This window comes from Salinisphaera orenii subsp. orenii MK-B5 (genome assembly GCF_003788635.1).
Classification (GTDB): domain Bacteria; phylum Pseudomonadota; class Gammaproteobacteria; order Nevskiales; family Salinisphaeraceae; genus Salinisphaera; species Salinisphaera orenii.
In genome coordinates this window covers 37,409-47,700 of the sequence record NZ_AYKH01000017.1, presented here as the reverse complement: position 1 = coordinate 47,700, position 10,292 = coordinate 37,409, and the positions used below count along the sequence as shown (strand labels likewise).

Sequence of the window (10,292 nt, the reverse complement as noted above, 5' to 3'; positions counted from 1 at the left end):
CGGCCCCGCCCCCCGCCCATCGCGGCCCGCGGGATCGGCGGGCCGCGTCGGCTTTCACTACGGATCGACGAGCCTGCCGATACGGTGCGTCGCGCGGCTCGCCCGACCGTCCGCATCGCGCCCGTCTCCGGGCGGTGTTGCCGGTGTGCGTCGCGCCCGATATCACTGCCTGTCCGGGGCGTCTCCGGCTCCGCGTTGGCGCCGGCCTCGAGGCATGCGGCGGTCTTGGCGCTGCGGTCGATCCCGCGCCCGCGCAAATCGGTCGCCGCGTGGCGCGGGCCGGACGCTGGCATCCGCTACGGGGCCGGGGCGCAGGGCGACGCAGACAGCTGTCGGAGAGCAGGGCCAAGGCTCGCCGCGGCGGACAGGCGCGCTCGAGCCGGGCCGCCCGCAGTCGGGACAGCCGGCCACTCCGGATCCGGGCCCGGGCGCGACGCGGAGCGGATCCGCCGCTATGCTGACTACCGGTACGACATCGACGGCCGCCCGACGGCGGAGGAGGCGCCATGAAAATGCTCACGACGGCCCGGGCGCTGGGTCTGCTGCTGCTGGCTGCGGCGCTGGTCGGCTGCGCCCATCAGCGGCCGGTGCTCTATCCCAACGACACCCTGTCCCGCCAGGGCGAGGACGCCGGCCAGGCGGCCATCGACGCCTGCCAGCGGCGGGCCGAGGCGGCCGGACTCGATTACTCGAAGGGCGGCGTGGCGCGACGCACCGCCGAGAGCGGTGCGGTCGGTGGCGCCGGCGGAGCCGTGGCCGGTGCGATCTACGGCAACGTCGGCCGCGGCGCGGCCGCGGGCGCCGCCGGCGGGGCCACGGCCGGGCTGATCCGGGGCCTGTTCGATCGCAACGACCCGGCGCCGGTCTACCGCGCCTACGTGAACCGTTGTCTGGGCGAGCGGGGCTACGAGCCGGTGGGCTGGGACTGAGCCGCCGCCGCGCCCCGGCCGCCGTGTTAGGTTTGGACATGTCGATTCGACGTTCTGCACAGGGGTAGTGATGTACCAGTCGATTCTCGTGCCGGTCGATGGATCGGCGCACTCACATGTCGCCGTGGAGCTGGCAGCCGAACTGATCAGCCGTCCCGAGGGCCGTGTCTATCTGCTCAACGTCCAGCCGTCGGTCGGCAACACGCAGGATCTGCTCGGCCGTGCCGCGAGCGCGCCCGCCGAGGCCAGCGAGGCAGCGAAAAGCGACGGCGAGAGCCTGCTGCAGCGGGCGATCGAGGAGGCCGGTGTCGCGCCCGACAACGTCGAGTTCGACGTCAAGGCCGGGGCGCCCAGCGACACCATCGTGCACGAGGCCGGGCGCCTGGGCGTGGACGCCATCGTGATCGGCAGCCGCGGCGCGAGCCGCCTGTCCAGCCTGATACTCGGCAGCGTCGCCTATCGCGTGCTGCACGCCGCCGACTGTCGGGTCGTTCTCGTGCGTTAGGACCCGTCAACACTTCATAAAAGCGCCGCGTTGGAGACCGCACATCGTGTGCGGCGACGCGCAAGTCGCTGATCGCGGCGCGCCTCGATCCAGACGGGCAACGCCGCGGCGCCTCATGATTGTTTAATGGGCGGCCCAACCCGAAGGGCCAGGCGCTCATGAATCGACCGGAATGCGGCAATCCAGCGTTGTCGCACGCTGGCGAGAACGACTGCTCGCCGCGTACGACGCCTCGTCCTGCCGCCCATAGTCACCTTTCAGGAGCGCTTGGCGCAGGCTCGTAGGACGTATTGACAGGCCCTGGAGCGGCGGCCGCGGCCGCAAGGCGCTATCATCCAGGGCGTGTCTTCATGCCGGGGGTGGCCATGCGTGTGATCCGGGAATTCAAGACCTTTGCGGTCCGCGGCAACGTCGTCGATCTGGCGGTCGGTGTCGTCATCGGGGCGGCGTTCGGCAAGATCGTGTCGTCGCTGGTGGCCAACGTGATCTCGCCGCCCCTGGGGCTGCTCGTCGGCGGCGTGGATCTGTCCAATCTGCGGGTCACCCTGCGTGACGCGGCCGGTCAGACGCCGGCGGTGACGCTCGATTACGGCCTGTTTCTGCAGAGCGTGTTCGATTTCGTGATCGTCGCCTTCGCGATCTTTCTGGTCGTGCGCGCCATCAACGGCCTCAAGCGGCGCGAGGCCGAGGCGCCCAGCGCGCCGCCGGCGCCCTCGCGCGAGGAGGTGCTGCTCACCGAGATCCGCGATGCCCTGCGCGAGCCGCGCGGGCCCGCGGATTCCGGTGGGCCATGAGCACCGCGGCCGAGGAGCGCGCGCGCACGCCGTCCGAGTCGGGTGTGGACGCGCACATCTACAAGGTCTTTCCCAACGACATGAACGCCAACGCCACGGTGTTCGGCGGCATGATCATGGCCACGGTCGACCGCATCTGCCTGGTGGTCGCCGAGCGACACAGCGGTCGCGTCTGCGTGACCGCGTCGGTGGACGACGTGCATTTCATGGCGCCGGCGCGCACCGGCGATACGCTGATCTTCTCCGCGGCCTGCAATCGCGCTTGGGACAGCTCGATGGAGATCGGCTGCCGGGTGATCGCCGAGGACAGTTATCGCCGCGAGTCGCGGCATGTGGTCTCGGCCTATTCCACCTTCGTGGCGCTGGATGCGGACGGCTATCCCGCGACGGTACCGCCGCTGGCGCCCGAGACCGAGGCCGAGCGGGCGCGCCACGCCGAGGCGGGTCTGCGCCGCGAGACCCGGCTGGCCCACGCCGAGCGTGTTCGGGCGCGTCGCGGCGGCGCGGCCACGCGCGGTTGAGTGATCGGCGCGGTGCGGCGCGACCGTGGGCCATGACGGTCTTCGCATCGTGAATGCTCTGCGGCGCGTAGCCAGTTCAAAGGTGCGGCCGGCCGGACGCACCGCAATCGGGGAGACGTGTCCATGCAGTGGCTGCTGATCGCACCCTGGCTGGTTCTGTTCGCCTACTGTGCGCTGGTACTGGCGATGAGTCCGAGCCGGGTCGGCCCGCGCGCCTTCTTCGACGGTGGCTCCGAGCGGGGCGTGCCGCCGGGCCCGCTGCTGCTCGGGGTGTCCGCGGCGATTTCCTGGGTCATGGCCAAGAGCCTCGACAATGCCATGAACCTGTCGGCGGCGTTCGGACTCTGGGGCGGACTGGCCTACGCCGCCTACTGGCTCGCCTTCATCGTGGTGGCCATCGCCGTCTATTGTCTGCGCACGCGCGGCGGTTTCACGTCGCTGGCCGAGTTTCTGACCTGCAAATACGGCGGCTTTGCCGCGAAGATGTTTCTCGCGGTCATCGCCATTCGGCTGTTCAACGAAGTCTGGTCCAATACCAAGGTCACGGCCCAGTTCTTCGGCCCGGAGGGCAGTGCGGGTTACTGGAGCGCGGCCGGCATCGTCACCGCGGTCACCGCCTTCTACTCCTGGCGCGGCGGGCTGCGCTCCTCGATCCTCACCGACGCCATGCAGATGCTGCTGATCGCCGTGCTGCTGGTGGCCACCCTCGCGGTGCTCGGGCCGGGCCTGCTCAGCCACGGCGTGCCGCGCGTGGGCGCGGGCGTGACGCCCGCCATGCAGGCCGGCGGGCTGACTTTCCTGGCGCTGGCGCTGGTTCAGGTGCTGTCCTACGGGTTTCACGACCCGGTGCTGACCGATCGCGCCTTCATCAGCCCGCCGCGTTCGATGCTGCTGGGCTTCGTGCTGGCGGCCGTGTTCGGCGGCGGGTTGATCGCACTGTTCAGCGTGGTCGGGCTGTATGCGCTGGCGGTCGGCGTGGAGACCGGGACGTCGGTGGCGGTCGCCGTCCCGGCGGCCATCGGCGTGTGGATGTCGCTGCTGTTCAACGCGGTGATGCTCACCAGCGCCGGCTCGACGCTGGATTCCACCTTCTGTGCCACCGCCAAGTTCGCCAGCCGCGACTGGCCGGGACGCAGCCGCGAGACGCCGGACATGCCGCAGCTGCGCTTCGGCCGACGGGCGCTGATCGCGATCGCCCTGCTGGGCAATATCCCGCTGCTGTCGCTCTATATCGACGGTGTCGGGCCGGCGGTGATCGCGGCCACGACCATCAGCGGCACCGCCATCATGGGCCTGGCGCCAATCTTTCTGCTCGCCTGGATTCGGTCGGCGGGCGCGCTGTCGTTCCATCTCGCGCTCTGGCCGGGCGTGTTCATCGGGGTGCTGCTGGTGCTGCAGGATTTCGCCGGCCTGGCGGTCATCCCGGACGCCCTGGCGATCGGCAGCGGCCGGTACGCCCAGACGCTGGGCATCAACGTCTGGGGACTGTTGCTGTGCAGCGCCGGCTATCTGCTGGGGGCGGTGCTGCGCGCGGGGGCGCCGCTGCCCGCGCCGGCCGGTCGCGGTTCGGCCTAGGTGTCCAGTCGCGCCAGACGCTGTTTGCGGCGAGATGACCCACAGCCGAGCCCCGGCCCGGCCGCTGCCGTCGAGCCCGCCAGGGCAGGGGTTGGCGATCGACGGGCGTAGGCTGCCCGCGTGCTCGGCGCACCGCGGGTGGGGCGTCTGCCGGGCGGTCTCTTTCGGGGCTAGCGCAGACGCCGGGCCCAGAGGCGCAGGGCCGTGGCGTAGGCCAGCGCCATCTGGCGGGCGATCGCGCGCTCGACCGCGGCGCCGATGACGGGCGTGGTCGCCCGCAGGCGGGCGCTCCATTCGACCAGGGTGGCCCGGTCGCCGCGCGGCTCCAGCAGTAGCCGAGCGCCGAGATGCTCGATGGGCAGCGGCGATTCGATGATGCGATAGCCCAGCGCCCGCCCGGGGGCGTACTCGGTGATGCGCTCGACGAGCGTCAGCCCCGGCAGCCGCAGCACGCGCTCGGCGCCGACGCCGTCGCGGCTGTCGGCGCCCCGGCGGCGCAGGGTGGCCGAGCGCACGCCCGGCAGGCGGGCGTAGCCGGCGTGGTCGGCGAGTACCGCGAACACGGTCGCGGTGTCGGCGGGCAGGGTACGGGCCACGTGCAGATGCTGCATGATCGATTCGAGCGGGCGGATTCCCGCGCATGCTAGCGCGTGTGCGCGTTCTCGGCCCGGCTGTAGCGCCAGATGGTGGCCGGCGGCAGATTGCGCCAGATGAAGCGCGCGACCTCGGCGCGATAGCCCCAGGCCGCCAGCCGGGCGCGCGGTACCGGCGAGCCGGGCAGGTAGGTGATCTGGGTGAAGCTCGCATCGGGATCGGCCTGGGCGAAGCAGCCGTCCAGCACCGCGCGCTGGGCGGTCGGGGCGAAATTGAGGATGGGCAGGGTAGAGACGATCGCGGCCACGCGCTGCACGCCGCGGTCGGCGAACAGGGCGGGCAGATCGGTGGCGTCGTGCAGGGTGGCCACGCGCGCCCCGACCCGCTCGCACAGCCGCGCGTGCAGCGTCGGATTGGCCTCCACCGCGAGCAGACGCTCCGGCGCGACGCCGGCCGCCAGCAGCGCCGTGGTGACCGGGCCGGTACCGGCGCCCAGTTCGACGACGGTGCCGTCGGCGGCGCGGGCATCGGCGATCAGCGCCGCGCAGACGGCCCGGCCGCTGGGCGCGGCGGTGGCGATGGTCAAGGGCGCCCGCAGCCAGAGGCGCATGAGCAGTCGGGCGTCGGATGCCGGCACGAGGCGCTCCCGAGGGATGGACGCGTCCGTTGTAACCGCGGTGCATGACGCGGCGATGACGAGCGCGCACGGCGCGGATTTTGTTCTAGACTGATTCGAAACGCCGTCCGGGGAGAACCATGTCCGTATCCGTCACCCGCTGGGCCCTGCCCTGCGCCGCCCTGATGTGTCTCGGCGCCGTGGCCTGCACCACGGCCCCCGAGCCTGCGCAGCCGGGCCCGCTCGACGAGCCCATCGATGCCTTCGAGACTATCGGCGAGCCGGTTCGCCCGGGCGCGAGCGACCGGGATCGCCGCAATCTGTCGACCGACATCGAGCGGCTTCAGGACGCCCGCCGCAAGTACGAGAACGAGCAGGAACGGCTGAGCGCCGAGGCCCGGCGTCGCCAGGCCGAATGCCGCGCCCGGGCGGACTCCCGTGAGGTGCCGATCGAGGACGGCAGCGGCGATCCCGCGGCCACCTACTGCCAGCCGGCCGAGGACGGCGATCGGTAGAGGCCGCCGCGGGTCCGCTTGTACCGCTGGCCGGCGTCACCACGTTCGACACATGAGCGATGCCGCAACCGTCAGCGACCGCGACGTCTTCGCGCTGGACTGGATCAACCGCCAGGCCGCGCTGGGCGAACCCTGGTTCTTCGCGCAGGCGCCGACGCCGCTGGAGGCGCCGTACCCGATCGCGTTCAACGACGACGTCGCCGCCCTGCTGGACATCGACGCCGAGGCCGCGCGCGAGCAGGGCTACGCCGAGACGCTGTCCGGCAATGCGCTGCCGGCGGGCACGAACCCGGTCTCGCACCGCTACGGCGGGCACCAGTTCGGCGTCTGGGCCGGCCAGCTCGGCGACGGTCGCGCGATCACCATCGGCGACGTGCGCAACGCCCGCGGCCAGGCCTACGAGATCCAGCTCAAGGGCGCCGGCAAGACGCCGTTCTCGCGGTTCGCCGACGGCCGCGCGGTGCTGCGCTCGACCATCCGCGAGTATCTGGGCAGCGAGGCCCTGGCCGCGCTCGGCGTGCCCACCACCCGCGCGCTGGCGATCGTGGGCAGCGATGCGCCGGTCTATCGCGAAACCGCCGAGACCGCGGCGGTGATGACCCGCGTCGCGCCCAGTCTGGTGCGCTTCGGCAGCTTCGAGATCCTGTTCGAGAACCGAAACTTCGACGCCCTGGCGCCGCTGGCCGATCACGTCATCGGCCAGCATTTTCCCGAACTGGCCGGGATCGAGGACGACGGCGAGCGCTACCGGGCCTGGGCCGAGCGCGTGATCGCGCTGACGGCCGAGCTCATCGCCGACTGGCAGGCCGTGGGCTTCTGCCACGGCGTGCTCAACACCGACAACATGTCGGTGCTCGGGCTCACGCTCGACTATGGCCCCTACGGCTTCATGGACAGCTTCGACCCCCACTGGATCTGCAACCACACCGACGCCGGGGGGCGTTACACCTACGATCAGCAGCCGCATGTGGGGCTGTGGAATCTGGGCCGCTTCGTGCAGGCGATCCTGCCGCTGCTCTCGGGCGAGCCCGACGCGGCGGTGGAGATCGGCCAGGCGCTGCTCGAGGCCTATCGCGGCCGGTTCGACGCGGCCTACATGCAGCGCATGCGCGCCAAGCTCGGCCTGCCGGACGCCCGCGACGACGATCGTGCGCTGGTCGACGATCTGCTCAGGACCATGGCCGCCGACGGCGCCGACTTCACCCGCACGTTCCGGGCGCTGGGCCATGTGTCGGCGGCGCCCGCGGCGGCGAATGCGCCGTTCGTGGACGAGTTCGTCGACCGCGATGCGGCCGCCGCCTGGCTGGATCGCTGGCGCGCGCGTCTCGGCGGCACCGGGGCCGACGACGTCGCCCGCGCCGAGCGCATGGCCCTGACCAACCCCAAGTACGTGCTGCGCAACTATCTGGCACAGCAGGCAATCGACCGGGCCGCGGACGGCGACTACAGCGAACTGCATCGGCTGCACGCGGTACTGCGGCGTCCCTTCGACGAGCAGCCCGACAACGCCGACTACGCCCGTCTGCCGCCGGACTGGGCGCGCGGGCTGGTGCTCAGCTGCTCCTCGTAGCCGCGGCGCCGGCGATCAGGGCTTGATGTCGGGCAGATCGCGCAGCGGGTGATCGCCGTCCCAGGGCGCGCGGAAATGCGCGTCGACATAGTCCGCGGGCACTTCGGCGACCGACTCGAAATGCCAGTGCGGGGTCCGGTCCTTGTCCACCAGCAGGGCCCGCACGCCCTCGGCGAAGTCGGGGTGGCGGCAGCACTGCAGCGCGATCTTGAATTCGCGCATCACGCACTGCTTGAGCGACAGATAGCGCCCGCCGCGCAGCTGGCGGTAGATGATATGGGCGGTGACCGGACAGCCGGCGTCGAGATTGGCCGCCGCTTCCGCGAGCCACGGATCCGGGTGATCGGCCAGCCGGCGGATGCCGCCGACCATGCCCGCGAGCGTGGCCGCATCGGTGGCCTCGCGGATGGTTTCCACATGCTCCACGAGCCGCGACGGCCCCAACCCCGCCGGCCGGTCGATGGCGAAGCGACGCAGCACCCGGTCGACCGCGGCATGCGGCTGGTGCCAGTCGTCGATGCGCTGGAGCGCCTCGACGACCTCGGCGTGAGCGCCGTGGTCGATCGCGCGGTCGGCGAGTCCGGCCACCAGCGCGTCCCGGGGTGACAGCGTGATGCCGGTCAGGGCCACGAACAGCCCCAGCCGCGGCGGCAGGCGGTTGAAGAACCAGGTCGCGCCGCAGTCGGGAAACAATCCGATCTTGATCTCCGGCATGGCCAGTCGGGAGGCCGCGGTGACCACCCGGTGCGAGGCGCCCGAGAACAGCCCCATGCCGGCGCCCATGACCAGGCCGTTGCCCCAGGCCAGACAGGGGGTGGCGAGCATGTGGACGGCGTGGCAGAGGCGGTATTCCAGCGCGAGAAAGCGCGCCGGATAGTCGGGGTCGCCCTGTCCGGTCATGCCCCGGTAGAGCGCGACGATGTCCGAACCGGCCGAGAACGCCCGCTCGCCCGTGGATTCGATCAGGATGCAGCCGATGGTGCGATCGCTGTCCCAGGCGGTGAGCTGCCGGTACAGCGGCTCGAGCATGTCGAAGGTCAACGCATTGAGTGTGCGCGGATTGTTCAGCCGGACCCGGCCGATCCGACGGCCGCCGGCGGCCTCGATCTCATCGAACAGGATGGGGGCGTCGCTCATGTCTGGATCATCACCTGCTGCACGGCGCGGCGAATGCTGGCCTGTTTGTCACGACGGGACAAGTGTCGAAAAATCGATCACCGACCCGCCTGCAATCTACAAACGCGCGACGCTATGATAATTTGTCGGTGCCCGACCGAACGATACACCGGTCGTACCAACGCAAAACAAGGAGTTTTGATATGACCAAGACGCTGCTGAAATCCGCTTTCGTGATTGGCGTGGTCACTGCCGCCGCCGGCTGTGCGAGCAATTCCGACGCCACCCAGTCCCAGATCGACCAGGCCATGCGCAAGGCGGAATCCGCCCAGACGACGGCCAACGAAGCGCAGCGTACGGCTAACCGCGCGATGCAGACCGCCCAGGAGGCCAAGTCCGCTTCGCAGGCGAACTCGCAGCGCATCGAGCGCATGTTCGAGTCCTCGCAGCGCAAGTAAGGCGCGCCGCGTCTTAGCGCCTCAGGGCGCCGCGAAAGCCCCGCTTCGGCGGGGCTTTTTCGTGGGCGCTATTCGTCGTCGCGGATCTCCACCCCGATCGGCTCGGGGATGCCGTCGGCGGTCTCGACGATCTTCTGGGCGCGGTCCCAGTCCACCGGCGAACTCTGGCGCGACTCGGTAGCGCCGATAACCGCCTCGACCCAGGGCGTGAAGGAGCGCACCGGCGCATCGCCGCTGGCGTCCGGCGGATGGGCTTCGATGTAGAGCGTGTTGCCCTCCCGACCGATCTTGTAGGGCTCGCTGATGATGTTGACGGGCGTGCCCGGCTCGACCATCGAGAACAGCGACGCGATGTCCTCGGGATAGAGCCGGATGCAGCCGTGCGAGACCTTGAGCCCGATCCCGGCCGGCTTGTTCGTGCCGTGCAGCAGATACGACGGCATGCCCAGATAGAGCGCGTGCTGGCCGAGCGGGTTGTCCGGACCGGCGGGCACCACGTCCGGCAGTTCCTCGCCCTGGGCCGCGTGTTCCTTGCGGATCGAGGCCGGCGGCGTCCAGGTGGGGTCGGCCTTCTTGCGCACGATCGTGGTCTTGCCCAGCGGGGTCGACCAGCCTTCGCGGCCGATGCCCAGCGGATGCGTCACCACCCGGCCGGCGTATTCGCTGCCCTCGGGCGGGAAGTAGTAGACCCGCATTTCGGGGATGTTGATCACGATGCCGCGGCGCGGCACGTCCGGCAGGACATAGCGCGTGGGAATGACGACCTCGGTGCCCTCGCCGGGCAGCCAGGGATCGACCTCGGGATTGGCCAGCCGCAGTTCGCGATAGCCCACGTTGTAGCGGCGCGCGAGTTTGACGAAGGTATCCTCCTCGCGCGTCTCGATGTGCTGCAGTGCGCCGACGAGATCGTCGCCTTCGGCGGGCATGTCGTAGATGGCGGCCTGCGCGGGAAGCGCGGCGAGCAGCGCGAGCAGGAGCAGGCAGGCGGGCCGGAGGGCGCGCAGTGTCATAGCGTCGTTCCGTCGGAGGCGGCGTGGCGAGGTGGCACGATGCGGTTCAGGTATCGTGACTTTAACCCGGATCCGCGTGCCCGCGCCCG

The 10,292-nt window shown here is 70.8% G+C and carries 12 protein-coding genes; 8 read left to right on the top strand and 4 right to left on the bottom strand.

The features are described from left to right. Positions 1-506: 506 nt before the first annotated feature. The 5 genes from SAOR_RS09840 (at position 507) to SAOR_RS09820 (ending at position 4,324) form a co-directional block, all read left to right on the top strand. Positions 507-929 (top strand): glycine zipper family protein, encoded by a 423-nt coding sequence (locus tag SAOR_RS09840; RefSeq protein ID WP_245965435.1) that lies wholly within the window; start codon positions 507-509, stop codon positions 927-929. Between the two features lie 70 nt (positions 930-999). Beyond that, a complete protein-coding gene (locus tag SAOR_RS09835) occupies positions 1,000-1,434 on the top strand; it encodes a universal stress protein (RefSeq protein WP_123631269.1) in 435 nt (144 codons plus the stop codon). A 365-nt stretch (positions 1,435-1,799) separates the two neighbouring features. Next, positions 1,800-2,228, top strand: coding sequence for a large-conductance mechanosensitive channel protein MscL (mscL, locus tag SAOR_RS09830; protein WP_123590226.1), 429 nt, complete (start codon positions 1,800-1,802; stop codon positions 2,226-2,228). Then, positions 2,225-2,749, top strand: coding sequence for an acyl-CoA thioesterase (locus SAOR_RS09825; RefSeq protein ID WP_123631268.1), 525 nt, complete (start codon positions 2,225-2,227; stop codon positions 2,747-2,749). Before mscL ends, SAOR_RS09825 begins: the two co-directional genes overlap by 4 nt. A 123-nt stretch (positions 2,750-2,872) precedes the next feature. Beyond that, entirely contained in the window at positions 2,873-4,324 is a 1,452-nt protein-coding gene (locus tag SAOR_RS09820) for an SLC5/6 family protein (RefSeq protein ID WP_123631267.1), read from the top strand. 170 nt (positions 4,325-4,494) lie between these two features. On the opposite strand, the gene SAOR_RS16810 is transcribed toward SAOR_RS09820, so the two are convergent. Continuing rightward, complete coding sequence (locus tag SAOR_RS16810; protein WP_185015626.1) at positions 4,495-4,935, bottom strand: SRPBCC family protein; 441 nt, start codon at positions 4,933-4,935, stop codon at positions 4,495-4,497. A gap of 32 nt (positions 4,936-4,967) precedes the next feature. After that, positions 4,968-5,555 carry a class I SAM-dependent methyltransferase gene (locus SAOR_RS16805; RefSeq protein ID WP_185015625.1) on the bottom strand — a complete coding sequence of 196 codons (588 nt, stop codon included), beginning with the start codon at positions 5,553-5,555 and terminating at the stop codon, positions 4,968-4,970. 119 nt (positions 5,556-5,674) lie between these two features. On the opposite strand from SAOR_RS16805, the gene SAOR_RS09810 reads away from it, so the two are divergent. Next, the gene (locus SAOR_RS09810) at positions 5,675-6,049 is read left to right on the top strand and encodes a hypothetical protein (protein ID WP_123631265.1); all 375 of its coding nucleotides are present in this window, start codon (positions 5,675-5,677) and stop codon (positions 6,047-6,049) included. Between the two features lie 52 nt (positions 6,050-6,101). After that, entirely contained in the window at positions 6,102-7,619 is a 1,518-nt protein-coding gene (locus SAOR_RS09805) for a protein adenylyltransferase SelO (RefSeq protein ID WP_123631264.1), read from the top strand. A gap of 15 nt (positions 7,620-7,634) precedes the next feature. On the opposite strand, the gene SAOR_RS09800 is transcribed toward SAOR_RS09805, so the two are convergent. After that, a complete protein-coding gene (locus tag SAOR_RS09800; protein WP_123631263.1) occupies positions 7,635-8,756 on the bottom strand; it encodes an enoyl-CoA hydratase/isomerase family protein in 1,122 nt (373 codons plus the stop codon). 182 nt (positions 8,757-8,938) lie between these two features. On the opposite strand from SAOR_RS09800, the gene SAOR_RS09795 reads away from it, so the two are divergent. Beyond that, positions 8,939-9,193 (top strand): Lpp/OprI family alanine-zipper lipoprotein, encoded by a 255-nt coding sequence (locus SAOR_RS09795; protein WP_123631262.1) that lies wholly within the window; start codon positions 8,939-8,941, stop codon positions 9,191-9,193. 68 nt (positions 9,194-9,261) lie between these two features. Here SAOR_RS09795 and SAOR_RS09790 read toward each other — a convergent pair whose 3' ends face one another. Next, positions 9,262-10,203, bottom strand: coding sequence for a L,D-transpeptidase family protein (locus tag SAOR_RS09790; protein WP_123590233.1), 942 nt, complete (start codon positions 10,201-10,203; stop codon positions 9,262-9,264). Between the last annotated feature and the right edge of the window lie 89 nt (positions 10,204-10,292).

Excerpts from the sequence above, each read along its gene's own strand:
- SAOR_RS09835 (WP_123631269.1), top strand. The coding sequence starts at position 1,000 with ATGTACCAGTCGATTCTCGTGCCGGTCGATGGATCGGCGCACTCACAT.
- SAOR_RS09805 (WP_123631264.1), top strand. The coding sequence starts at position 6,102 with ATGAGCGATGCCGCAACCGTCAGCGACCGCGACGTCTTCGCGCTGGAC.
- SAOR_RS09800 (WP_123631263.1), bottom strand. The coding sequence starts at position 8,756 with ATGAGCGACGCCCCCATCCTGTTCGATGAGATCGAGGCCGCCGGCGGC.
- SAOR_RS09840 (WP_245965435.1), top strand. The coding sequence starts at position 507 with ATGAAAATGCTCACGACGGCCCGGGCGCTGGGTCTGCTGCTGCTGGCT.
- mscL (WP_123590226.1), top strand. The coding sequence starts at position 1,800 with ATGCGTGTGATCCGGGAATTCAAGACCTTTGCGGTCCGCGGCAACGTC.
- SAOR_RS16810 (WP_185015626.1), bottom strand. The coding sequence starts at position 4,935 with ATGCAGCATCTGCACGTGGCCCGTACCCTGCCCGCCGACACCGCGACC.
- SAOR_RS09795 (WP_123631262.1), top strand. The coding sequence starts at position 8,939 with ATGACCAAGACGCTGCTGAAATCCGCTTTCGTGATTGGCGTGGTCACT.
- SAOR_RS09825 (WP_123631268.1), top strand. The coding sequence starts at position 2,225 with ATGAGCACCGCGGCCGAGGAGCGCGCGCGCACGCCGTCCGAGTCGGGT.
- SAOR_RS09790 (WP_123590233.1), bottom strand. The coding sequence starts at position 10,203 with ATGACACTGCGCGCCCTCCGGCCCGCCTGCCTGCTCCTGCTCGCGCTG.
- SAOR_RS09810 (WP_123631265.1), top strand. The coding sequence starts at position 5,675 with ATGTCCGTATCCGTCACCCGCTGGGCCCTGCCCTGCGCCGCCCTGATG.
- SAOR_RS09820 (WP_123631267.1), top strand. The coding sequence starts at position 2,873 with ATGCAGTGGCTGCTGATCGCACCCTGGCTGGTTCTGTTCGCCTACTGT.